Genomic DNA, 23005 nt, shown 5'->3' on the forward strand with positions numbered 1-23005 from the left:
AGCACTAGCCAAAGGACTTGTACACAGAAAATAAATATAGAAAACAACGCAAGGCAAAATATTACTATTGCTCTTGCTTAAGTTAAATACCAAGTCAGGAATCTCAAATTAGACAATAAAGTTAAAGCATACTCTCATCTGGTTAGTTATTGAACAGCCCCTTGTATTTAGAGCGACTCGATAAACCAAACCAACTGCGCCATTTGACTAAATTACGGCCCGATTAAAACTGACTATTTTTAACTATTTAGAATAATCCACTTCGAAATGATGGGTAATTAACATTAAATCCCCCTGCCATACCTGCACTTGCCATTTTCCTTGCCAATCTCTGGGTAGGCGCTTGCTCGAATAAGTACGCCAATTATCACTACCAATATTTAATACGACGGCCGCTTTCTCTTCACCTTGATACAACCATCTGTGAATAATCTGTTTATTAGCGAGTCCAGATACTTGGGTGAAAAAGTAAACGCGCTTCATCTCATCAACATGCCCCTGCACCACCCCCTCAAGATCGTCAGTGGGCTCTCTATTTTCAATACTACTAGTCAATTGACTACGCTCTACCTGTGCCATTGTATATTGACTAAATATTCCCAACGATAAAATCATTAATAGCAGCGAGAATTTTTTCACCGTGTTCTCCAAAATATGCTTAGGTGCGTAAGTTATTAACTCTGCACTTTTTTTTGTCCAAAAAAAAGCCCGAATTTACGGGCTGAGATTTGTGAAAACTTAATTTAGTTGTCTTGGTATTTTTTCACATTGGTAATTTCAGAATAATATTTATTCGCAGAAACGATGTCTGCATCTATGGTTAAAAGCCAATCTTTTTTTATTTCTTGGTTATAGTTCAAATACAATTTTCCGTCTTCGATATGCCAAGCGTTAGGATCAATACCAGCAGTTTTGCTATCAGCCATTGCCCAAGCACAATAACCACCGTATTGAGCTGCGTACATTTCAGGATTTTGTTTAAATAATTCTAGATTCTTTTGGCTAGAGAAACGCCAGTTAGCATCGCGCCATAATACTTGAAACTTCTTATTGCCTTCGACTGGTTTTCCTTGGGTAAAATACGCAACAGTATCGTAACCTTCAATCGCAGTGTTGTTAAAGAACCCTGTATTCACCGCATCGTCTAACGCTAAAGCAGGTAAAGTTACAAGTGTAAAAATCGTTGCCACTAAATATTTCATCAATTTATGCATTAAATTCTCAATCCGCTAATTTCAATAATTCTTGTGAGACTAAACCGGATAACGATAAGTAAACTTTCATCTTAATTTTTGGTGGAGGGATTTTGGTGTCAAAAAGTGACGCTTTGAAAATCGTCATGGAACTACCCATTGATTATTTTGCGCGACTTATAGTTACCGCAACAGCTTAAAATGTTAGCTGCTGCGGTTGAGTTTTACGGAGAGATATTTGCATCCATTTTGCAAACTTAAGTAAAAAATCATTCAAAATAACGTAAAAAAGTATCACACGCCCTACAGTAAATTATGCTAATTTTTCCTGTAACCAGCTTGAAATATCATTTAGCTGCTGCATACACACGTTATGCTGCATTGCATATTCGTGCCATGTGACTTGGTAACCGTTACTTTGTAATACTTTAAATGCGGCGTTACCCATAAAAACGGGAACCACATCATCGTGAGACCCGTGGGCCACAAAAATCGGCGTATTTTTGTTTGCACTATGCGCCTCTTCTTTTAGCTTTTCTGGCTCACTCATATAGCTCGACATAGACATAATACCTGCCAATGTTTTCTCATAGCGTGTACCGAGATGTAGCGCTATAACACCACCCTGTGAAAATCCCGCTAACACTATCTTGTTAGCGGGGATCCCTTGAGCAATTTCCTGCTCAATTAAATTTGCGACAAAAGCAGACGACTCTTTTACCCCTTGGCTATCTGCCCTGTGGTTGAAGTCCAAGCTTGTAATATCGTACCAAGCACGCATCAACATACCATTATTGATAGTGACTGGGCGGGTAGGCGCATGTGGAAACACAAACCTAATCCCTAATTCACTGGGTAATTTTAGATCCGGCACTATAGGAGCAAACCCGTTTCCCGAATCACCTAAGCCATGAAGCCATATTACAGTGGCTTTTGCTTTAACATCAGGGTTAACTTCTACATAGGGTAAAGCTTGTTGACTCATTTACGTATTCTCGTTGCTAGGTTATTTTCTAAGTTTGACGTCTGCTTCTGCTTGTTTAGACACAGCATCATCAAGAAACGACCAAAACTCTACGCCAGTGCGCTCATCTATCCACTGCTCATTCTGAAAATTAAAGTGATGGCCATTATATTTAGTCGCCACCCATAATTGATGTAATGGAGGTTGTTTATTGATAATGATTTTTGAGCCATTTAGAAAAATCATTGTGAGTATGCTACTCGCTGACTCATAATCGATATCCACTTCACACTCATCGAGCATTTGTTCAATATCAATCAACAAATCATCGGTCATTTGATGATATAAACTATCATTCATGTTGCTTGCACCCATATTTTTACTGAGAAGTGGTATTTTACGATTATTTGGTTAGATATCCACATCAGCATATTGCGTATAATAAGAATATGCTAACATTGCTAACCAATCACCACACAAATTATTAATCACTTTAAGACAAAAAAATGCCTCAAACCCTTGGAAATTTATTTATTCTAGCGGCGCCATCAGGAGCCGGAAAATCTAGCTTAATCAAAGCCCTTCTAGAAAAACACCCAGCGACAGACGCACACAATAATGCGATGCAAGTATCGGTGTCTCATACTACAAGAGCACCACGCCCCGGAGAAGTTGACGGGGTACATTATCATTTTGTCGACCACGCAGAGTTTGAGTCACTGATAGAACAACAGGCCTTTTTTGAACATGCAGAGGTGTTTGGCAATTATTATGGCACGTCTAAAATTGTCATAGAAGAAACCTTACGCCAAGGAATCGATGTGTTTCTTGATATTGATTGGCAAGGAGCGCGTCAAGTTAAAGCTCAAATACCTGATACGGCTACCATTTTTGTGGCGCCGCCTTCCAAGGGAGAGTTGAAGAGACGTTTAACCGAACGTGGACAAGATTCAGCGGAAATCATTGAGCAACGTATGACTAAAGCAGTGTCAGAAATTTCTCATTATCATGAATTTGACTTTGTCGTGGTAAATGATAATTTTTCTGCTGCATTATCTGAGCTAGACGCGATAGTAACCACTCGCAGACTACGCAAAGAGAAACAAATTATTCGCCACCAAAAATTATTTGATAATTTATTGGGATCATAATTGATCAAATAGCTTTTAAACTTGCATTTTAATCAGTACACTATGCGACCTTTTTTTCATATAACCACCCGACGGAGATCATCATGGCCCGCGTAACAGTTGAAGATGCTGTAGATAAAATTGGCAACCGATTCGATTTAGTTTTAGTGGCTGCTCGTCGTGCTCGCCAAATTGCTATTGAAGGTAAAGATCCTTTGGTAGAACGTGGCACAGATAAGCCTACTGTAGTTGCTTTGCGAGAAATTGAACTCGGTTTAGTAACAGCAGATACGCTAGAAGCAGAAAATATTCGCGATCAAGAAGCGCAAGATCAAGCCGAATTTACTTCTGTAGCAAACATCCTACAAGAGCAGTAAATCTCTCTTTTTGTGACGGCTTTACATCAATCTGATGTTTAGCCGTTGGCATCCCGCCAAATTCCCCGTATTCTTAAGCCATATGAATCATTGTATAAGCGTTTAAAGTGTATCTTTTTGAGGGTTTAAAACAAAAACTTGAAGCCTATCTGCCACCCGAAAAGGTAGCGGAAATTCAGCGAGCCTTCATTGTAGCCAGAGACGCCCACAGTGGGCAAATGCGCTCTAGCGGTGACCCATATATTACTCATCCTGTTGCGGTAGCAGGTATATTAGCCGACATGTGTTTAGACCATGAAACGATTATGGCTGCGTTATTACATGATGTCATTGAAGATACCCACCACAATAAAGAAGATTTGAGCAGTCAATTTAGCGAAACGGTAGGCGAACTGGTCGAAGGTGTCAGCAAATTAGAAAAAATTCACTTTAGTAGTACCCAAGAAGCCCAAGCAGAAAATTTTAGAAAAATGATGATGGCCATGGTCCAAGATATCCGGGTCATTTTAATCAAATTAGCCGACCGTACCCATAATATGCGTACTTTAGGTTCATTGCGGCCTGATAAACGTCGTCGTATTGCCCGAGAAACATTAGAAATTTACTCCCCAATTGCCCATCGACTCGGTATTCACGATATAAAAAATGAGTTAGAGGATTTAGGTTTCCAAGCGATGTATCCAATGCGGCATCGCGCTCTTAAATCAGCAGTTAAACAAGCCCGAGGCAATCGTAAAGAAGTCATTGAAAACACTCGCAAAGAAGTGGAGTCTCGGCTCAATTCGGTAGCAATCAATGCGGTAGTTTCAGGTCGTGAAAAACATCTCTATTCGATTTATCGCAAGATGAAAAACAAAGAGTTGATGTTTAACGAGGTGATGGATATTTATGCTTTTAGAGTAGTAGTAGATTCAGTTGATCACTGCTACCGAGCATTAGGCGCCATGCACGGATTATACAAGCCTATTGAAAGCCGTTTTAAAGACTATATCGCTATCCCACGGACGAATGGTTATCAATCACTACATACTTCACTTATTGGTCCCCATGGTATTCCTGTCGAAATTCAAATACGAACCAACGACATGGACCAAATGGCTGACAAAGGTGTAGCAGCACATTGGGTGTATAAAGATAGCAAAGATAGTAACGATACCACTGCCCAAGTGCGAGCACGAAAGTGGATGCAGTCGTTAATTGAACTACAACAAAGTGCCAGTAGTTCATTTGAGTTCATTGAAAACGTAAAAACAGATTTATTTCCAGACGAAATTTATGTGTTTACACCAGATGGTAGAATTATCGAATTGCCACTAGGCGCAACTGCAGTGGATTTTGCCTATGCGGTACATACTGATATAGGTAATTCTTGTGTAGGTGTAAAAGTAGAAAGACGAGCGTTTTCACTGAGCAAACCATTAGAAAACGGACAAACCGTAGAGATAATTACCTCACCCAGAGCCAAACCTAATGCGAATTGGCTTAACTTCGTCGTCAGCGCCAAAGCAAGAGCTCGTATTCGCCATTATTTGAAAAATCAAAGATCTGAAGAAGCCGTGGTGATGGGTAATCGCTTACTCAGACATGCCTTGGGCAAAGTCAAACTAGATAAACTGCCTCAAGCAGATATAGACCGCGTGGTGCTCGAAACAAAACACGATAATTTTGAGGATTTATTGGCGGATATTGGCTTAGGCAACGAACTTAGCGCAATAGTCGCGCGACGCTTATTAGGCGACAACACTCAGCTGTCCGATAAACAAAATAAAGTGGCTATTCGCGGCACCGAAGGGTTATTGGTTTCCTATTCCAGATGCTGCCACCCTATACCTGATGACGAAATTGTTGCTATTTTAAGTCCAGGCAAAGGCATGACTATCCATCAAACCGGTTGCAGTAATATTCGTAAATTAAGTAAAGAAGAACCCCATAGAGTATTGGTCATGCAATGGGGTGATGATGTTCATGGTAATTTTCATGGAGCGCTACGAATAGAGTTGATTAATAATCAAGGCACCTTAGCAACATTAACCAATAGGGTTGCAAGCTGTGGTTCCAACATTGTTGGATTACAAACAGAAGAAAAAGAAAGCAACATTTATTATATAGATATTGAGTTAACCATTAAGAATCGGCTACAACTGGCTAATGTTATGCGTAAAATCCGTACTATGCCTGAAGTGCAGCGGGTATCTAGACACAGTCAAGCCAAACAAAATTAGGCATTCCCTAATCCACTTACCCAATTAAACATAAAAGAAGGTCACAATTATGTCTAAGTCCGTAATCCATACTGACAAGGCTCCAAAAGCTATTGGCACCTATAGCCAAGCAATTAAAAGCGGTACAACAGTTTATCTTTCGGGACAAATCCCTTTAGTACCTGAAACTATGGAAGTGATATCTGAAGATTTTGCAGAGCAAGCACACCAGGTATTCAAAAACGTGCGAGCGGTTTGTGAAGCGGTTGACGATGGTTCTTTGAACCATTTAGTAAAGGTGAATATTTTCTTAACCGATTTATCCAACTTTGCTGTAGTTAACGAAATTATGAGCCAGTATTTTAAACAACCCTATCCTGCTCGTGCAGCGGTACAAATTAGTGCCTTACCTAAAGGTGTACAAATTGAGATAGATGGCGTAATGGAGTTACCTGAATAAGGGTAGCTTTATGCCTACAGATATTTATATGTCGGCCGAGCGATATGCGCGGATTAGGCAATTTCTTCGCTTACGCCAACCTAGCTTAACCTTATGTTTAGAGCAGTTGAACAAACCGCACAATGTCTCGGCTATTGTGCGTAGTTGTGATGCTGTTGGCGTTTTTGAAGTACACGCAGTCTGGGATGAAAAGCCTCAATTTCGTAAAAGCACCGCAATGGGCAGCGAAAACTGGGTATACACCAAAGAGCACTCTTGCATCGAAAATGCAGTAACCCATCTAAAATCAAAAAACATGCAGGTGTTGGTCACTAACTTATCAAGTAACGCGGTGGATTTTCGTGAGATCGACTATACCCAACCAACGGCGATTATATTAGGGCAAGAAAAACAAGGGGCTACTCCCAAAGCCATAACCTTGGCAGATCACGATATCACTATTCCTATGGTAGGCATGGTGCAATCACTCAATGTATCAGTTGCTGCAGCACTTATTTTGTATGAAGCCCAGAGGCAAAGACAACTAGCTGGTATGTATGATAATCAACAGTTATCAGAACAAGCTTGCCAAAAGCTGCTATTTGAAAGCGGCTTTCCTAGGTTACGAAAGCTATGCGACCAAAAAGGTTTGGATTACCCTTATGTAGATGACCAAGGTCAAATACAAGCAAGCGACACTTGGTGGGCACAAATGCAGCGTTCAATCGCAGTATAAATTTAGTTAACCTGAGCTCGGGTTAGTAACCATTATCGAATGGCAGATTTCTGTATATTATCTGACTACACTGTTTTCCGATTATTTTGCAGTTATTAAATCGTAACTGAAAGTATTCTTGAAAATACTGGGTCCTCCCAGTTTGATTCCACCATTAATTGAGAGACTTATGAGACAACCATTATCAGTATTAATCGTAATTCTAACCATTGGATTATTTTCAAACACGTCCAACGCACTAGACCGAACCCAAATTGCAGAGTCAGCCGAAAACGTTACCCCATTATTAATTGGTCAATCTGCACCAAACAGCAAATTACAAACGGTAGATGGCGATCCTGTCAGTTTAAAGGCGCTAACCATGGAAAAACCTACTGTTTTGATTTTTTATCGAGGTGGCTGGTGTCCGTATTGTAATCGCCAACTAGCAGGTTTGAAGGACATTGAGGGCCCACTTGATGAATTAGGTTACCAAATATTAGCCATTTCTCCAGAAACGCCTGCTCAATTACAACAGCAAAAATTACAGACCAAATTTACAGTGCGTTTATTGGCAGACCCAGAGTTAGAAGCAATAAGTGGATTCGGGATTGGTTTTTATGTACCAGATGAAACTCGAACAAAATATAAATCGAATTGGGATATTAATCTTAACAACGAAAAGGCTACAGGCAGAGCCGTGTTACCCGCACCCGCTGTGTTTATTTTAGATACCACAGGTAAAGTGGTATTCAGTTATGTTAATCCCAATATTAAAACTCGCCTTTCGCCTGAACTACTTTATCAGGCCGCAAAACTATCTTTGTAGCAAATAGGCATATACCAAGTCAGTAGTAACTGGCTTGGTAAAATACTGGCCGATGCTATTTTTGATCTTGTGTCACTATGCAATTACGGCCATTTTCCTTAGCCATATATAAGCGCGCATCGGCCTTTTTCATCAGCGCCTCCAAGCTAGTTCCATCTTTTCCAAATGTCGCTAAGCCACCACTCATAGTGATGCTAATATTATGATTGTTACAAATGAAAGGGTGCTGTGATAGTTTTTCTCGCATTAAATTGATGTGTTTGTAGGCTTCATCTAAATCAGAGCTTGTCATTAGCAGTGAAAACTCTTCACCGCCAAACCTCGCCAACAAATCACTTTCTCTTTTATTGTTCTTTAAAAAATCTGCCACATGACATAAGGCCTTATCACCGATATCATGTCCGTATTGATCATTGATATTTTTAAAAAAGTCTAAGTCGAACAGTGCAATAATAAAATTAATATTGTGTCGTTTACTCAGTAATGAATAATGCTGAAAACCGTCTTCTAATTTCAAACGATTTGCTAACCCCGTAAGTTTATCTGTCCCTGCTAACTCAAGTAAACGTTGTTCATTTTTCTCACGGTTGAGCTCATAAACATGAGCCATAGCCATACACATAACAGCACTGAAACACACATTTATGGAGATTGCGGTGTTTAAAGTGAAACTATTGTTGGCGTCTATAAACCGCCAATGATAAACGATAATACCCAACACAATAAAAAACACCGAGACCCAAAAACCTTGTTGCCGCCCAATTAACAAATAGGACACCAAAGGAATAGTCAAAATCCAAACAAACATTGCTTCAGAGGACTGCGGCAGATAAAGCGCGTACAAGATGACTAGAAAACAAGGAATAATGTACAACAATACCCATTTAGAGAAGTTAGGGGTGCTTGGGATGATGCGCCACAAGAAAACCGAATAAATACCAAACCCAAACTCAATTGCGGCGAGAATATAGATGTCACGATAGAAGTTCACTACTGAAAATAGCAAACCACCAATACAAGTAAACGACACCAAAACTCGCATCACATCGCGACGATATTGAATATTTTGTACTAATTGCTCATTCATTTAGTTTGATACTGTGTTATAGACATACAAATACTTAAGCACCGTAAAATCATATGGGCCTTAGCATCTCGCCTCCATATTATAGATATATTATAACGCGCTTATTGCATTTCAATCTTAAAAAAATCACTTGTTCTAAAAAAATTATATCGTCGAGATGAGTATGGTTTAGCAATAACGACAATGTAGAAGTTTTAGGGCGCTGGAGTAATCCAGTATTGCTTCGCTGTCATTCACGGTTTGCTAGGGAGCTTTTTTATCTGCTGTACTAGCTCTTTTGCCAATTCGTTTGGCACAGGTATAGTTAAGTGATACTGGCTGATTTTCCACCCCTTATCAGTCAATTCCAACACACCAGTGCCTCTACATTCACCATAACTTTGGTTATCCAACATTTCATCAAACCAAGCAAATTGACCCGAACTAGCAACGGTTACGTGACGATCTCTAGGAATATAAGTCCAACCTTTTCCTTTTTCAAAATAAGGTTTAGCGAAGTCCTCGAACGCACCTTTACCCCAGCGCTCATCACCATCAGTACCAATAAAAACAGCAGTATCTGATAATAAATCAAAATACTGCCGATAATTAGCTTCACTTGCAGCTTGGTGGAAAGAATCTAACACCTTGATAATCTGAGCGTGGTTTTGTGAGGCGTGAACTGAAAATTGAAAGCACATCACCAATATAAAAAATAAACGAGTTTGCAGCACTTTAATGATCCTGAATTGTAAAAACGCGTCCTAGCTTTGCCTACTTTAGGTATCAATACAACAGCAATTGCTTGATTCGGTTGTGCATTTCTTCGATTATAGGTGTAATTGAATTACCAACATCAGGAAACTCTGTGAATATCTCTTGGCGACTAGCCATTTGTCTTGTTAAATATTATCCCAAATGCCTAAGGCCCAAAATCTATGGCGTGTTATGCAAGGCTTAGCGCAAATGCCAATCACCGAGTTAAAAGGTGTGGGGGCAAAAGCGGCAGAAAGACTAGCAAAATTGGCAATTGTTTCTGTGCAAGACTTATTATTTCACTTACCACTTAGATATGAAGACCGGACTCGCATTTATCCAATCGCAGATTTACAACCCCACTTGCATACTAGTATCCAAGGTGAAGTAACCTCCTGCGATATCCAATTTGGTCGTAAACGTATGTTAGTCGTGAGAATCACTGATGGAACAGGTACGGTAACCTTACGTTTTTTCCATTTTTCTGCAGCCCAAAAAAACAATCTCGAAGTAGGCACTACTATTCGTTGTTTTGGTGAAGTCCGAGCCGGTAAATATGGCCTAGAGATAATGCATCCAGAATACAAAAATATCCGTTTAGATCAACCCAATGAAATGCAGGAATCCCTTACACCTGTTTATCCAGCCACTGACGGTATTAAACAAATTACGCTACGAAATTTAAGCGAGCAAGCCTTAAAACTTTTGGACAAAGGAGGTTTAGCAGAACTATTACCTGAAGGTTTATATCAACAACAAATTAGTTTAATTGACGCCTTACATTTAGTTCACCGTCCTCCACCCGATGTAACTTTGTCATTGTTTGACGAAGGAAAACACCCAGCCCAACAACGTTTAGTTATGGAAGAATTACTGGCGCATCATTTGAGCGTATTAAAAGTACGGCAGCAAAGCCAAAAACAAGCAACCTTCCCAATCAAACCTAGTGCTGATTTGCTCAATCAATTTTTGGAGAATTTGCCTTTTAGGCCGACCAATGCCCAACAACGTGTCGTAGCTGATATTCAAGACGATATGCAACAAAATAGTCCAATGATGCGTTTGGTACAAGGCGATGTCGGGTCGGGCAAAACCTTGGTTGCTGCGATGGCGGCTTTGTCGGCAATTGCTGCTGGATATCAAGTGGGACTCATGGCGCCTACTGAACTACTCGCTGAACAACATGCGAATAATTTTCGGCAATGGTTTGAGCCTTTAGGCATAGAAGTGGGTTGGTTAGCCGGCAAGTTGAAAGGTAAAGCCAGAGAAAAAGTGTTAAGCCAATTAGCTAATAATGAAACTAAAATGGTGGTGGGCACCCATGCCATTTTTCAAGAAAGCGTCGTTTTTTCTTCACTGGCGTTAGTCATAGTAGATGAGCAACATCGTTTTGGTGTGCATCAACGTTTAGCGTTACGTGAAAAAGGTGAATCTCAAGGAGCTTTTCCACACCAGCTAATTATGACGGCCACTCCCATTCCGCGTACATTAGCGATGACGGCCTATGCCGATCTAGATACGTCAGTGATCGACGAATTGCCCCCAGGTAGAACACCGGTAAAAACGGTAGTATTACCCGACTCTCGGCGTGAAGACGTGATTACTCGTGTGCGTAACGCCAGCGTTGAGCAAGGTAGACAAACCTATTGGGTGTGTACCCTAATAGATGAATCTGAATTTTTACAAAGCCAAGCTGCCGAAGACACCGCTATTTTATTGCGTACGGCATTGCCAGAGCTTAAAGTGGGATTAGTACACGGCAGGCTTAAGTCTGATGAAAAACAGCAAATCATGGCCGACTTTAAGGCCGGTGCGTTGGATTTATTAGTCGCCACCACAGTTATTGAAGTGGGTGTTGATGTCCCAAATGCGAGTCTGATGATCATAGAAAACCCAGAGCGTTTAGGGCTAGCTCAGTTGCACCAATTACGTGGTCGTGTAGGTCGAGGTTCGGTAGAAAGCCATTGTGTTTTAATGTATCAAAGTCCTTTGTCTAAAACGGCCAACAAACGTTTAGCTGTGCTCAGAGAATCTAACGACGGCTTCTACATTGCACAGCAAGATCTAGAAATCCGTGGTCCGGGCGAATTATTAGGCACTAAACAAACTGGTTTAGCGGATTTAAAAATTGCTGATTTGGTCCGCGATGCGTCACTTATCCCCCAGATACAAAATATTGCTAATCACTTATGGGAGCACTATCCAGGCAATGCCCAAGCTATTGTGAATCGTTGGCTGGGTAACAAAGAGCAATTTGGTCATGCATAGTCCTGTTTTAGAAAACATCCCCGTTACTGTACCCAAAAGTGCAACGCCTGAATTAATCAAGCTAGCGCAATACACTGCGTCAAAGTGGGGGCTTACTTATGTTGATAATGTCAATGCGGGGTTAGCATTAATACAACAAGTTTCTCATCTCGAACTACGGCAGTTAGATGAGCCTAAAGTAGGCGCAGTTAAAGTAGATTTCAGTTCCGACGCCCTTACCTTCCGGCGTTTGCATGGCGGCGGAAAAAAAGAGTCCATCGCCAAAGCCGTTGGTTTAAAAGGCCAAGAGTGTGTGCGGATCTTAGACGCCACTGCCGGTTTAGGTAGAGATGCCTTTGTGCTTAGCAGTTTAGGGTGCGTAGTTGATATGATTGAACGCTCACCTGTTGTTGCCGCGCTATTACAAGATGGCCTAGACCGCGCCGCCGTTGCTGAAGAGTTATGTAACTGGCTTCCCAAACGAATGCAGCTAGTTCATGGTGTCGCCATAGAACTTTTGAACAAATGGGAGAGCACCCGCCCAGACGTAGTCTACCTCGACCCTATGTTCCCGCACCGTAAAAAAAGCGCCGCGGTTAAAAAAGAAATGCGTTTATTTCAGCAACTACTTGGCCCAGATGAAGACGCCGACTTGTTGCTAGAGCCAGCATTGTTACTGGCTAAAAAACGAGTAGTAGTTAAACGCCCCTCAGGAGCACCATACTTGTCGGGTAAAAAGCCAGAAATTGAAATGTTAGGTAAAGCCAACAGGTTCGATGTCTATCTAATTCAAAACGCAAACTAAGTCAAAAAACGGCAATCCCCCTGTGCACTTGGGTAAAACTCGAAGTCGATAGCTCACAAATGTCCGTCAATACTTTGAACAATCTTTTTGCTCTTTAAGAACAAATTATTTCGTTGTCCAATCGCCATAATTAGCTCAATAATATTCCTGAACTAAGTGCGTAGTGTGCGTAGTTTCTAACAACCATTTTTTGGACAGGGTAATGAGCAAAAATTTTCATTTTAAAAAAAATGATAGCGACAAAATGAATGGAGCTGCAAAGCATAGATTTAATGCCGAATATAGCGATGAACTCGAGTTTGACGCCAAAAAAGGCAAAAAATTATCCCAAAGAAGAGCCGATGAAAGACGCCGCCAAGCCGCCGACTTTCATTAATGAATATTCAAACTATTGAGAATATGATGAAAAAAGTAGTGTTAACACTAGGTTTATTATTAACAACAGCAGTTTTTGCAGATGAGCGTCCTGAAGCAGACAAAGAATTGATTGCAGAGCTCAAACAATATTGCACAGAATTAGCTGAAGAAGACGGTACCGATGGCAAAGAGTTACCAGTATTTTTGCTGGAATGTGTGAATGAAGAATTAGACTCGGAAGGTTATCAACCCCTCACCAAACTAGTCTAACGCGAGAAATTTACCTCCTTAAAACAAGGGTGCGTCAGCGCCCTTGTTATTTTTCAGTCATTTTTTTGAATACGTCAATAAATGTCTTAAGTCTCGCATCTTTGGGTTGTTTTAAATAAATCAAATAACACTTAACCGTTAATGGTGTTAACGATTCAAGCTCTCGTAGCTCCCCCCTATTAACCAAATTTTCAGCGATTTTTTCAGGAAGAATAATCGCGCTTTTGTTTGTCGATAAATAACTCAATGCCACTTGAAGTGAGCTTGTCCGCATGCTCGCCTTTTTAATCTCTGGATAGGTTTTTTCAAGTGAATCATTGACTTTTTGCCCCCAATCCAAGGCAATATTCAGGTGTTCGAGTGGTTGTTCGGTTATCGCAACTGAACAATAAAGTGACAGCGATGATTCACTTAGTTCGAGAATTTCCACGTCATCTGATTTAAAAGGTAAAGTGGTTAAAGCCAAATCGATACTATGTTCATGAAGCATACGACTCAGTTGTTCTTGACTACAAATTTCAGCTCTGAATGAAACATGATCAAGATGTTCGTTTATCTCATCGAGGTTTTGTTTTAGATACATATCCCATGCATTGTTAGTACTGGCGATACTCAAATATTGAATACTTTCTTCATTCATTGCGGCACGGGCTTCTTCAAGAGTTGCTGCTAAGGAGGAGGCAAAAGGTAATAACTTTTCACCAGCCGCAGTCAGTTGCAGACTATTTCTGTTTCGTACAAACAACGCCGAGTTAAAGTACTCTTCAAGCTGTTTGATACGAGCGCTGACAGCCGACTGAGTCAAATACAAATTTTCAGCAGCTTTACCAAAATGCCTGGTTTGCGCTACTTCCATAAAAGTCACTAAGAAACGAATATCCATAAAAATTCACACATTAGCAAAGAGAAATTTTAGAACCTTGTGAGTTCCAAGAAACACCATAAAACCTCTAAAAAGGCCCGCGCTATTCTGCTATTGCGTGGTGATTTTAGCCACAATTAATTTGTTCCTGACGATTAAAATATTTAGCTTCGAAAAGTATTCACAAAACCATCAAAAGAAGTAGTATCCGCGAAATTTCGTCGCTTTAAAAACGGCTTCTACTAAAGGTGTTGGATACATAAAATGCGTAAAAACCTCATTGTTTCGAACGATAGCTCAGTTATCGAAAACACTAACGCAATGATTGTGAATTTTAATCAGTATTTGTCTGAGTTTCCAAAAAAGGGAAACGTTACAACAAGATTAATTAACTTATGTGACTCCACCCAATATTTGAGTCAGGGCTACTATTGCTCTTTGCTAGCCGAAGCACGGCAACACCAGGTATTACCTAGCGTCAGCACCATTAATGACTTAACTTGCCAATCAGAAGGCTTAGTAGTCGTTATCCCAGCAACGACGGCTCGAAGCTTTGCGAAAAATACAACTAGCGATGTACTGGTTTATTTTGGTTGGCACGCTGACGAACACATCAACAAAATTGCCCAATACGTATTTGAGCAATACCCTGCGCCTATTTTAAAGTTGGCATTACATTGGCAAGAGCAAAAGTTGCTAGCGACTATCCGTTTAGGTGCCCTTGAAGAGTTGAACCTTGAACAACAAGCAAGCTTGCAACTAAGACTAAACAACTTCACCAACAATGTGTGGCGCAGTAACAAGAGCCGTAAACGTTATCGCTGGGACATGGCTATCTTGGTTAATCATCAAGAAGATACCCCACCAAGCGACCCAAAAGCGTTGAAACACTTTGTGAAGGCTGCCAATAAATTTGGTATCAACGCTGAATTAGTGAGTGTCGATGAAATCGGTTTGCTAAACCGTTATGACGCGCTGTTTATTCGTGAAACTACCGCAATCCGTCATCACACCTATCAATTAGCTCGTCAGGCCGAGAAGGAAGGATTGGTAGTGATAGACGACGCCACATCGATTTTACGTTGCTGCAACAAAGTATTCTTGCATGATGCCTTTAGTTACAACTCGGTGCCATCACCCAAAACATTGTTTGTGTCTGATGCCAGCAACTCCACACTTGAGAAACTAGAACAAGAGTTTAGCTACCCTATGGTTTTAAAGCTGCCAGAGAGTTCTTTTTCTAAAGGCGTTTTTAAGGTAGCTGACCGACTCGCTCTTGAGCAAAAATTGAGTTCGATACTAGCCGATTCCGCAATCATCTTGGTTCAAGAATACTTGTATACCGAATACGACTGGCGCATTGGGGTGTTAAATGGTCGCGCGATATATGCGTGCCGATACCACATGGCCAGAAATCATTGGCAAATCTATAACCATGGCGCAAAACGTTTTTCGTCGGGTGATTTTGAAACCATGGCCACCTTTGAAGTGCCTCGCCAAGTATTAGAAACCGCAGTCAACGCCTGTTCCTTTATAGGTAGCAGTTTATACGGTGTGGATCTAAAACAAGTGAATGACAAAGTGTATGTCATAGAAGTGAACGACAACCCTAGCATCGAACAAGGTGTAGAAGATCGTTACTTAGGATATGAGTTATACATGCAAATCATGCAAGAATTTGCCAATCGCCTCGAACAAAGAGGCCGTTAGTGATGCAAAATATGCAACTGGATAAAAGCCAGCTTGACCACTCACAGGCATTCACTATTAGAGATTGCAAAGCAGCAGATCTAACTGCTTTAGTGGCGTTAGAACAACGCTGTTTTGACACCGACAGATTAAGCAAACGTAGTTTTTCGTATTGGATAAAAGCCAAACATCGCGTGTTTATGGTAGTCGAGCAAGAGACGCAAATCATAGGTTATGGCTTGGTTATCATGCGCAAGGGCACTCGTTTGGCGCGCCTGTATTCCATTGCCATTGATAAAAACATTGAAGGCAAAGGAATAGGTCGCCAATTAATGTTGGCCTTAGAAAAACACACTGTAGATGCCGGTAAATTATTCTTACGATTAGAAGTAGACAAAACCAATGCTCGCGCCATAGGTTTATATGAGTCTATGGGATACAAAATATTTGGTGACTATGCTCACTACTACGAAAACAATGGCGATGCATTCAGAATGCAAAAGCCTATCCGTCAGGTGGCTAAGCACAAACAACTTCCCTCTTATCCTTGGTATGCACAAACCACAGACTTTACCTGTGGCCCAGCAGCCTTAATGATGGCGATGGCGAGTCTATCTGAAAAAATACAAATGGGGCAACCGTTAGAGTTCGACTTATGGCGTGAAGCCACGACTATTTTTATGATGTCTGGGCACGGAGGTTGCCACCCATTGGGTTTAGCCTTAGCGGCAGAAAAAAGAGGGTTCAAAACCCAAGTTTACATCAATCAAGCCTTACCTTTGTTTACTTCGGGGGTACGCCAAGCCGTGAAGAAACACACAGTTGAGGTAATCGAACAACAATTTGAAACACGGGCCAAACACCAAAACTTGCCCGTAGTCTACGCAGATTTCGATTTGCACGCTTTAAAAAATGCCCTAATGGAGGGCTGCAAAGTACTGAGTCTAATTAGCACTTATCGAATGGATGGATACAAAGTTCCCCACTGGGTAGCGATTACTGCAATAGACGAAGAATGTTTGTATCTCCATGATCCCAGCGTACCAGAACAACATGCATCAGGATTTGACTGCCAGCATATTCCTGTTGCCTTGGACGATTTTGTTAGGTTGTCGAGCTACGGAAAAACCAAGTTACGCACCGCCTTGGTAATTTCCAAAGACCATTTTGAGGAATAATAATGACCACAAATTTTGCGACCAACCAAGTAGATATAGTCTTGTTAGGCGATTCTATTCAGCTGAAAGGCCTAAGTGAAAAAATTGCCCAAACCTACTTTGTAAAACGTTTCCGCGACGCATTGAGCATTAGCACACCTAAAGGCCAAGTCTTTGTTTTTGATTACGGAGTGGTCGTATCTTGGGGCATAAGTGACAGCAAAAAACTTCAACTAGCCGAAATAGTCAACGGCTATGTTGTGCAACGTAACATACAAGAAGACCGCGAACACTATGTGTTCGAACTATCAGAAAACGCTAACCTCTCTATGGTAGACGACCACCTTATTTTACCCGATTACAAAACCATGGCCTTACTATCAGTCAGTCATGCTTTGGCACAATCTGCTAAACTAGGCCGCTTTGAAGTGCTCGCCGAGCGCACCATTAAAGACAATGCTTATCTGTCGGTCACCCTTGCCAATACCGGTAAGATTCCCTTGAGTCGCAAAAAACTCTCGATGTTACGTGGTGAGTTATTCAGCACCAAAAGTGATATTTTATTGCACTTCAACCTACTTGATACCCCAGAGTTTTTCTGGGAATACCCCGAGCAAGAACAAAAATACCTTACCGTCAGTCGCTACTTAGACCTCAAACCACGGGTAGAACTGCTGACAATGAAGTTATCCACCATCAACGAACTACACGAAATGCTGGCAGCCGAGCAAAATCACAAACACTCGTCTTTCTTAGAGTGGATTATTATTATTCTGATAGCCGTAGAAATAGTGCAATTTTTTTGTGCATTAAATCCTTGGTTTTTTGCAGTATGTAGGCAGTCAATGAGAAGGTGTATTTTTCGCTGCTATCGGAAAGTTAATTTCTCAGTTTATTTCTTATGGGGCAATAAAGTTTGTTATCCGCTCAAAAAACAACAATAAAAGCGCTAACTAAATTTCATTGTCGTTTTCCGAGCCGATAGCTTGATAGTAATTTTGCGACAACTCAATAAGCAGAGAACAGCAAACGTCTACAAATAACACCAAGCTATTTGGTTATTTACACCGAACCGCTTCACATAAAAATTAGGAAGAAGTGAATCGCCACTTTAAAGCAGTAATCGTCCGCTATTGATTAATCCGCTTATCATACCTACAAAACCACCGCCAAATCCTAAAACTAAGCCGCACCAATAACAGATATCTAAGCGTAGTCGCATATTTTTTTGTTTGGTGGTGGTAGATTCCGCTTGGCAAATTTCGTTGGTTACTACCATACGTAAACGCGTGACTAGATAAAAAAGTACGCTAGCAAACAGTAAATAGGCTGTCACCGGAGCCCACCAGCCAGTTGTTAGTTCGTAACTTGCCAATAACATCAAGCCACTAACAATCAGCCAGATGGTCACTGTTTTACGATAGTTAAGAATTTTAGCTTTAACTTCTTCGCTTGAGACTTTTTTCAGTAAGTGTGACGTGCTAACGCGCACAGCGAGAATGCCAAGTAGAGCACCTATCATCGACCCGCCTAGCAACAGACCTAACTTATGTAACATTCCTGATTTGCTGCCTGCTGCCGCTGAACTCATGGCTGCGGCCGCCACAGGTGTACTGGTAGTGATAGCACCTAAAATCAAACTGCTAAATCCTAAGGCAGGTGCGGTACTTAATAACAACTTGCCGTGTTTACGCAAGATTTGCTCATGTAATAATTGTCTTACTCGTGATAACTTTTTGCGAATATTGGCTTCGCTCTGCTCTAGTAAATGCGCAACTTGTTTACTGGATTGTTCCTCTCGGTAATAAAGCAGCACGATTTCTCGGCTTTCTTCAGGTAATTGGCTAATGAAATCCTCTAAGATCACATTTGATTGTTCGCGCTCAATCTTGCTATCGACATCTAACTTAGGATCGCAAAACTGCGACAATATTAGATCTGCTTCTTCACCCGCTACTTTTTGGCGGGTTTTGTTGTCTCGCAAAAAATTAAGGGCTTTGTAGCGTGTCATCTGCCGTAACCAAGGCAAAAAGCTACTGCTACTTTTTAGCTCAGACATATTTTGCCAAGCACCAATATAGACTTGCTGAGCAACGTCTTCACTATTGTCTAAGTCTTTAACAATAGATAAAGCAATGCTTGTTACCAAATTACGTGTTTGATTTATTAAGCGCCCAAATGCTTGTTGGTCGCCATCTTGTGCAAGCTCAACATCATTAAATAAACTTTGATCTTGAAGGCTTAAGGTCGAGTGTGCAGCGGTATTCATAAATGACTCCCTAAAAAAGTAGTGACTTGTTCTTCAAGCCACTGCGGGTCGTCATACATAATAAAATGTCGAGAACGAGTGTTCATCACCAACTGCGCCTTTGGCAACATCTGTAGTTGTTGTGCATACAAAGTTTGCATAGCTGCGTGTTGATCATCTGTACTAAAGCCCCCCGATGCACCTAACAATAAAACAGGTGATGTGATCTTGGCAATCTCTTGCCTTAAATCTTGACTCATTAAAGTATATATTGCTTCGCCCACCGTTTTAGGATCTGAGATTTTTACCATGTCCATAACTTTCGCTTTAGCTTCATCGCTACTGGCTTGTATCGATAAGCCGTAACGGGATTGCTGTATCAGTTGTTGTTGCGACATATTGCCGTACATGGCTTTTATTTGCTGTGCTTGCCCTGCTAAATCTGCAACCGTTGTTGCATTTGTGCGGGTAAATACTGGGCCAATAAAAGGCAAGCCGTCTACCGATATAATTGGGCCTATTTGAGTGTTAGCACTAGAGGCTAACCAAAAACTCATAAATCCGCCTAGGCTATGTCCAATCACCGCTGGTTTATGCAATTTATGTGTATCCACATAATCTAAAAGCTGCTGCTTAACCTGTGTCAGTGAAGGTTTATCATTGGCTGGCGTGCTAGCAAACCCAGCTAAATTAATAATATGCACTTGGTAAGTGGTTGATAACGCATTAGCTAAATCCTGCCAGACGCTACCATCAGACATTAATCCCGGGATAAGAATAACAGGCTTACCAGCGCCTGTTACTTTGGCAACAAATTGTTTGTTTGAAGCCGTATTTTCTGCGGCAAACAAAACGCCGCTGATAGCCATTTGAAATAAAACCGTATAGATAAATGCGACAGTAAAGGTTAACCAAAAACGCCTGCTTTTTGCTTGCATAGATTTGAACATGATACTTTCCTTATTATGTATTAAATAAAACCAACATATCTAAGGCACGGTGAGTTTAAAAAGTGTGACAAGTTTTTTTAAGAGAGTATAAAACCAACCACATTTACTATTTATTCAAGTTATACAATCAATTTCTAGCGAAGCAACGCCTGATTAACAGCTAAAAAGTGTTTCAGTATAGATTTTTACCTATTGACCTAAGTTATCTTAAGTATAAAGTGAGTTAGCTATACGCCGCTGTTTAATCAATTGCACATTCAAGCTACAAGGTTGAGTTAAATGAAACATTCACATTTAAACAGCAAGGTACATGAAGATTGGTTTGTTAATTTTGTAGGGGCATGTTCCGTGCTCTTCGTGATTTTGCTGTTAGTCGGCTGCGGTGGCAGTTCAGATTCTGCTAAGATTGCTGATTCTTCGAATAATCCTCCAGTTGTCACCCCGCCGCAACCAGAGCCCGAACCCGAAAACCCACCTAAAGCTATTTCCCAAGGCATATTCCATAGCGCTGGGTTTATCCGTTCCAACAATGAATCCGACACCATAGTGCAGCCAAATATTGAAGGGCAAGACTACATTTCAGGCACCTTGATCAGAGTCGCGTGGAAAGTAGTCAACCCATCAGAAGGAGTATTTGATTTTTCCGCCATAGAACGTGAGTTAGCACAAGCTACAATTTATGACTCCAATATACATTTGGCGATTCTTGACAGTAATGAAATACCTCAATACGTACTCGACCAATGTGAGACTTTTAATTTTGTTTTTCGAGACCAAGAGACTCATCAAACCTGTCTACCTTGGGATCAACAATATCAAGGTTTCAAACAAGCGTTACTGGCTAAGCTAGGTGCACAATTTGATGACCACCCTAATCTTTCGGCAATTTATTTTAGTTATGCTGCAATGACTAACGGCATTGAAATGCATTGGCGCGTAGACGAAGCAGAATATACCGCTGCAGGTTATACACCAGAACGGTTATCCACTGCGTACAATGACGTAATGGATATGTACAACCAAGCATTCCCAACTACTTCTGTGATTATGGAAATCCACGAAGTCTTCAATTCGTCTGAATTGGCCGATAATGCCTTTGAACACTGTTATGAGCAATTAGGCTCTCGCTGCGGCGTGGCTATTTGGTGGTGTGCGTCGCGAATGGCGACCAACCCTAACGAATTAGAATACAAGGTTTATCATATAGCCCAGCAAGCTACGGTTTTATCCTTTGCACTGTGCCAAACAATTGGTAGTTTTACCACCAGCCCAGAACGATTTGATCAAGGCCAAGGTTGGACCTCAGAACAAACCTTTAGATTTGAGATGGACTTTTTTATCAACCAAGGTTTTCAGGTATTTGAGTTGTGGTCCAACGATGTACAGAACCCATCGCTGGTATCCATCATTCAAGATGAAATAGCCCCACGGCTATAATTAATTGAAGCTTTATCTCATTTATAAAACTCAAAGTTGCGCTAAACAATTGGCCTACCTCATTTGCTCAGCGCAACAACTGTCATAAATGTTAGTAAAAAGCCTGAATGTCAGTGATGGCACGGCCTAAAATGAGTGCATGCACATCATGAGTTCCTTCGTAGGTATTCACTGCTTCTAGGTTCATCACATGACGAATCACCCCAAATTCATCACTGATTCCATTACCGCCATGCATATCACGGGCAACACGTGCGATATCCAGAGCCTTGCCACAATTGTTACGCTTCATCATAGAAATCAATTCAACTGGGCATTGTTCAGCATCCATCAAACGGCCCATTTGTAAGCAGCCTTGCAAACCTAAGGCGATGTCGGTTTGCATATCCGCTAATTTCTTTTGTACTAACTGGTTTGCAGCTAGGGGCCGACCAAACTGCTCTCTGTCTAGTGTGTAGGTTCTAGCCGCATTAAAGCAAAAATCTGCCGCGCCCATAGAGCCCCAAGCAATGCCATATCGCGCTTTATTTAAACACCCAAACGGACCAGCCAACCCCTTGATTTCAGGAAACATGTTATCTTCTGGTACAAACACATTGTCCATCACAATTTCGCCCGTTATAGACGCACGCAACGAGAATTTACCTTCAATTTTAGGTGCGCTTAAACCCGCCATGCCTTTTTCAAGCACAAAACCACGAATCTTGCCTTCAAGCTTTGCCCACACCACAAACACATCAGCTATAGGTGAGTTGGTGATCCACATTTTGTTACCCGTTAAAGCATAACCACCGTCCACTTTCTTAGCATGAGTAGTCATAGACGCAGGATCACTGCCCGAGTTTGGCTCAGTTAAACCAAAACATCCCACCCATTCACCAGAGGCCAATTTAGGTAAGTACTTCATACGTTGCGCTTCAGTACCGTAACTATAGATAGGGTGCATCACCAAAGACGACTGCACACTCATGGCGCTACGATAACCGCTGTCAACTCGCTCAACTTCACGAGCAATCAAACCATAACTGACGTAATTCACTTCACTGCCACCATATTGGGCTGGCAAAGTCGCACCCAGTAAGCCTAAGCCTCCAAGTTCTGTCATTATTTCGCGATCAAAACGTTCGTGTCGGTTGGCTTCAAGCACCCGTGGCAACAATTTTTGTTGGCAATAATCATAAGCGGTATCACGTATCATGCGCTCTTCTTCGCTTAATTGATTATCAAGAAACATCGGATCTTGCCAGTTATAGGGGGTGAGGTTTTGGCTCATTGGATGACTCCGTTTAAATATCGTTACAGGTAGTAAATTG

The 23005-nt window shown here is 41.2% G+C and carries 24 protein-coding genes; 14 read left to right on the forward strand and 10 right to left on the reverse strand.

What is annotated here, in order from left to right; genetic code table 11:
- Window positions 1-243: 243 nt before the first annotated feature.
- From KO534_RS23775 to cyaY, 4 genes are all read right to left on the reverse strand, one after another.
- Window positions 244-639 carry a DUF2914 domain-containing protein gene (locus tag KO534_RS23775; protein ID WP_215931110.1) on the reverse strand — a complete coding sequence of 132 codons (396 nt, stop codon included), beginning with the start codon at window positions 637-639 and terminating at the stop codon, window positions 244-246.
- A 104-nt stretch (window positions 640-743) separates the two neighbouring features.
- Window positions 744-1214: a YHS domain-containing (seleno)protein gene (locus KO534_RS16765; protein ID WP_215931112.1), complete on the reverse strand. Its 471-nt coding sequence runs from the start codon at window positions 1212-1214 to the stop codon at window positions 744-746.
- Window positions 1215-1506: 292 nt separating this feature from the next.
- A complete protein-coding gene (locus KO534_RS16770) occupies window positions 1507-2178 on the reverse strand; it encodes an alpha/beta hydrolase (RefSeq protein ID WP_215931114.1) in 672 nt (223 codons plus the stop codon).
- Window positions 2179-2199: 21 nt separating this feature from the next.
- On the reverse strand, window positions 2200-2517 hold the full coding sequence (cyaY, locus tag KO534_RS16775) for an iron donor protein CyaY (RefSeq protein WP_215931116.1): 318 nt from the start codon (window positions 2515-2517) through the stop codon (window positions 2200-2202).
- 146 nt (window positions 2518-2663) lie between these two features.
- On the opposite strand from cyaY, the gene gmk reads away from it, so the two are divergent.
- The 6 genes from gmk (at window position 2664) to KO534_RS16805 (ending at window position 7848) form a co-directional block, all read left to right on the forward strand.
- A complete protein-coding gene (gmk, locus tag KO534_RS16780) occupies window positions 2664-3308 on the forward strand; it encodes a guanylate kinase (protein WP_215931118.1) in 645 nt (214 codons plus the stop codon).
- An 83-nt stretch (window positions 3309-3391) separates the two neighbouring features.
- Entirely contained in the window at window positions 3392-3664 is a 273-nt protein-coding gene (rpoZ, locus tag KO534_RS16785) for a DNA-directed RNA polymerase subunit omega (RefSeq protein WP_215931120.1), read from the forward strand.
- Window positions 3665-3771: 107 nt separating this feature from the next.
- On the forward strand, window positions 3772-5886 hold the full coding sequence (spoT, locus tag KO534_RS16790) for a bifunctional GTP diphosphokinase/guanosine-3',5'-bis pyrophosphate 3'-pyrophosphohydrolase (RefSeq protein ID WP_215931122.1): 2115 nt from the start codon (window positions 3772-3774) through the stop codon (window positions 5884-5886).
- A 49-nt stretch (window positions 5887-5935) separates the two neighbouring features.
- Window positions 5936-6325: a RidA family protein gene (locus KO534_RS16795; RefSeq protein WP_215931124.1), complete on the forward strand. Its 390-nt coding sequence runs from the start codon at window positions 5936-5938 to the stop codon at window positions 6323-6325.
- A 28-nt stretch (window positions 6326-6353) separates the two neighbouring features.
- The gene (gene trmH, locus KO534_RS16800) at window positions 6354-7040 is read left to right on the forward strand and encodes a tRNA (guanosine(18)-2'-O)-methyltransferase TrmH (RefSeq protein ID WP_215931257.1); all 687 of its coding nucleotides are present in this window, start codon (window positions 6354-6356) and stop codon (window positions 7038-7040) included.
- 169 nt (window positions 7041-7209) lie between these two features.
- Window positions 7210-7848 (forward strand): peroxiredoxin-like family protein, encoded by a 639-nt coding sequence (locus KO534_RS16805; protein WP_215931126.1) that lies wholly within the window; start codon window positions 7210-7212, stop codon window positions 7846-7848.
- 55 nt (window positions 7849-7903) lie between these two features.
- On the opposite strand, the gene KO534_RS16810 is transcribed toward KO534_RS16805, so the two are convergent.
- Together KO534_RS16810 and KO534_RS16815 are read right to left on the reverse strand one after the other, a co-directional pair.
- Window positions 7904-8935, reverse strand: a complete 1032-nt coding sequence (locus KO534_RS16810) for a GGDEF domain-containing protein (protein ID WP_215931128.1) — start codon at window positions 8933-8935, stop codon at window positions 7904-7906.
- A 233-nt stretch (window positions 8936-9168) separates the two neighbouring features.
- Window positions 9169-9648: a nuclear transport factor 2 family protein gene (locus tag KO534_RS16815; protein WP_354667949.1), complete on the reverse strand. Its 480-nt coding sequence runs from the start codon at window positions 9646-9648 to the stop codon at window positions 9169-9171.
- Window positions 9649-9862: 214 nt separating this feature from the next.
- Here KO534_RS16815 and recG point away from each other — a divergent pair, with 214 nt between their 5' ends.
- The 4 genes from recG to KO534_RS16835 all read left to right on the forward strand — a co-directional run bounded on the left by recG (window position 9863) and on the right by KO534_RS16835 (window position 13349).
- The gene (gene recG, locus KO534_RS16820) at window positions 9863-11938 is read left to right on the forward strand and encodes an ATP-dependent DNA helicase RecG (RefSeq protein ID WP_215931130.1); all 2076 of its coding nucleotides are present in this window, start codon (window positions 9863-9865) and stop codon (window positions 11936-11938) included.
- Window positions 11931-12722, forward strand: a complete 792-nt coding sequence (locus KO534_RS16825; protein ID WP_215931132.1) for a class I SAM-dependent methyltransferase — start codon at window positions 11931-11933, stop codon at window positions 12720-12722. Before recG ends, KO534_RS16825 begins: the two co-directional genes overlap by 8 nt.
- A 202-nt stretch (window positions 12723-12924) precedes the next feature.
- Window positions 12925-13098 carry a hypothetical protein gene (locus KO534_RS16830; protein ID WP_215931134.1) on the forward strand — a complete coding sequence of 58 codons (174 nt, stop codon included), beginning with the start codon at window positions 12925-12927 and terminating at the stop codon, window positions 13096-13098.
- Complete coding sequence (locus tag KO534_RS16835; RefSeq protein WP_436836589.1) at window positions 13098-13349, forward strand: hypothetical protein; 252 nt, start codon at window positions 13098-13100, stop codon at window positions 13347-13349. Before KO534_RS16830 ends, KO534_RS16835 begins: the two co-directional genes overlap by 1 nt.
- A gap of 46 nt (window positions 13350-13395) precedes the next feature.
- On the opposite strand, the gene KO534_RS16840 is transcribed toward KO534_RS16835, so the two are convergent.
- On the reverse strand, window positions 13396-14232 hold the full coding sequence (locus KO534_RS16840) for a LysR family transcriptional regulator (RefSeq protein ID WP_215931136.1): 837 nt from the start codon (window positions 14230-14232) through the stop codon (window positions 13396-13398).
- A 243-nt stretch (window positions 14233-14475) separates the two neighbouring features.
- On the opposite strand from KO534_RS16840, the gene KO534_RS16845 reads away from it, so the two are divergent.
- From KO534_RS16845 to KO534_RS16855, 3 genes are read left to right on the forward strand one after another with little or no spacing between them, the layout of a single operon-like run.
- Window positions 14476-15921: a RimK family protein gene (locus KO534_RS16845; protein WP_215931138.1), complete on the forward strand. Its 1446-nt coding sequence runs from the start codon at window positions 14476-14478 to the stop codon at window positions 15919-15921.
- An 11-nt stretch (window positions 15922-15932) separates the two neighbouring features.
- The gene (locus KO534_RS16850) at window positions 15933-17078 is read left to right on the forward strand and encodes a GNAT family N-acetyltransferase/peptidase C39 family protein (RefSeq protein WP_252732236.1); all 1146 of its coding nucleotides are present in this window, start codon (window positions 15933-15935) and stop codon (window positions 17076-17078) included.
- A gap of 2 nt (window positions 17079-17080) precedes the next feature.
- On the forward strand, window positions 17081-18001 hold the full coding sequence (locus tag KO534_RS16855) for an RMD1 family protein (protein ID WP_215931142.1): 921 nt from the start codon (window positions 17081-17083) through the stop codon (window positions 17999-18001).
- A 167-nt stretch (window positions 18002-18168) separates the two neighbouring features.
- On the opposite strand, the gene KO534_RS16860 is transcribed toward KO534_RS16855, so the two are convergent.
- Window positions 18169-19326, reverse strand: coding sequence for an RNA polymerase sigma factor (locus KO534_RS16860; RefSeq protein WP_215931144.1), 1158 nt, complete (start codon window positions 19324-19326; stop codon window positions 18169-18171).
- Complete coding sequence (locus KO534_RS16865; RefSeq protein WP_215931146.1) at window positions 19323-20255, reverse strand: alpha/beta fold hydrolase; 933 nt, start codon at window positions 20253-20255, stop codon at window positions 19323-19325. The genes KO534_RS16860 and KO534_RS16865 overlap by 4 nt, the downstream gene beginning before the upstream one ends.
- Window positions 20256-20534: 279 nt before the next feature.
- Here KO534_RS16865 and KO534_RS16870 point away from each other — a divergent pair, with 279 nt between their 5' ends.
- Window positions 20535-21692: a hypothetical protein gene (locus tag KO534_RS16870; RefSeq protein ID WP_215931148.1), complete on the forward strand. Its 1158-nt coding sequence runs from the start codon at window positions 20535-20537 to the stop codon at window positions 21690-21692.
- A gap of 91 nt (window positions 21693-21783) precedes the next feature.
- On the opposite strand, the gene KO534_RS16875 is transcribed toward KO534_RS16870, so the two are convergent.
- A complete protein-coding gene (locus tag KO534_RS16875) occupies window positions 21784-22965 on the reverse strand; it encodes an acyl-CoA dehydrogenase (protein WP_215931150.1) in 1182 nt (393 codons plus the stop codon).
- Between the last annotated feature and the right edge of the window lie 40 nt (window positions 22966-23005).

Source organism: Paraglaciecola arctica, assembly GCF_018861065.1.
GTDB lineage: Bacteria > Pseudomonadota > Gammaproteobacteria > Enterobacterales > Alteromonadaceae > Paraglaciecola > Paraglaciecola arctica_B.

Bases quoted from the DNA above. Each gene is read 5' to 3' on its own strand.
- gmk (WP_215931118.1), top strand. From the start codon at position 2,664: ATGCCTCAAACCCTTGGAAATTTATTTATTCTAGCGGCGCCATCAGGA.
- KO534_RS16830 (WP_215931134.1), top strand. From the start codon at position 12,925: ATGAGCAAAAATTTTCATTTTAAAAAAAATGATAGCGACAAAATGAAT.
- KO534_RS16795 (WP_215931124.1), top strand. From the start codon at position 5,936: ATGTCTAAGTCCGTAATCCATACTGACAAGGCTCCAAAAGCTATTGGC.
- KO534_RS16825 (WP_215931132.1), top strand. From the start codon at position 11,931: ATGCATAGTCCTGTTTTAGAAAACATCCCCGTTACTGTACCCAAAAGT.
- rpoZ (WP_215931120.1), top strand. From the start codon at position 3,392: ATGGCCCGCGTAACAGTTGAAGATGCTGTAGATAAAATTGGCAACCGA.
- cyaY (WP_215931116.1), bottom strand. From the start codon at position 2,517: ATGAATGATAGTTTATATCATCAAATGACCGATGATTTGTTGATTGAT.
- trmH (WP_215931257.1), top strand. From the start codon at position 6,354: ATGTCGGCCGAGCGATATGCGCGGATTAGGCAATTTCTTCGCTTACGC.
- KO534_RS16855 (WP_215931142.1), top strand. From the start codon at position 17,081: ATGACCACAAATTTTGCGACCAACCAAGTAGATATAGTCTTGTTAGGC.
- KO534_RS16860 (WP_215931144.1), bottom strand. From the start codon at position 19,326: ATGAATACCGCTGCACACTCGACCTTAAGCCTTCAAGATCAAAGTTTA.
- KO534_RS16835 (WP_436836589.1), top strand. From the start codon at position 13,098: ATGAATATTCAAACTATTGAGAATATGATGAAAAAAGTAGTGTTAACA.
- KO534_RS16840 (WP_215931136.1), bottom strand. From the start codon at position 14,232: ATGGATATTCGTTTCTTAGTGACTTTTATGGAAGTAGCGCAAACCAGG.
- KO534_RS16870 (WP_215931148.1), top strand. From the start codon at position 20,535: ATGAAACATTCACATTTAAACAGCAAGGTACATGAAGATTGGTTTGTT.
- KO534_RS16810 (WP_215931128.1), bottom strand. From the start codon at position 8,935: ATGAATGAGCAATTAGTACAAAATATTCAATATCGTCGCGATGTGATG.
- KO534_RS16805 (WP_215931126.1), top strand. From the start codon at position 7,210: ATGAGACAACCATTATCAGTATTAATCGTAATTCTAACCATTGGATTA.
- KO534_RS16875 (WP_215931150.1), bottom strand. From the start codon at position 22,965: ATGAGCCAAAACCTCACCCCCTATAACTGGCAAGATCCGATGTTTCTT.
- recG (WP_215931130.1), top strand. From the start codon at position 9,863: ATGCAAGGCTTAGCGCAAATGCCAATCACCGAGTTAAAAGGTGTGGGG.
- KO534_RS16770 (WP_215931114.1), bottom strand. From the start codon at position 2,178: ATGAGTCAACAAGCTTTACCCTATGTAGAAGTTAACCCTGATGTTAAA.
- KO534_RS16865 (WP_215931146.1), bottom strand. From the start codon at position 20,255: ATGTTCAAATCTATGCAAGCAAAAAGCAGGCGTTTTTGGTTAACCTTT.
- KO534_RS16850 (WP_252732236.1), top strand. From the start codon at position 15,933: ATGCAACTGGATAAAAGCCAGCTTGACCACTCACAGGCATTCACTATT.
- KO534_RS16845 (WP_215931138.1), top strand. From the start codon at position 14,476: ATGCGTAAAAACCTCATTGTTTCGAACGATAGCTCAGTTATCGAAAAC.
- KO534_RS16765 (WP_215931112.1), bottom strand. From the start codon at position 1,214: ATGCATAAATTGATGAAATATTTAGTGGCAACGATTTTTACACTTGTA.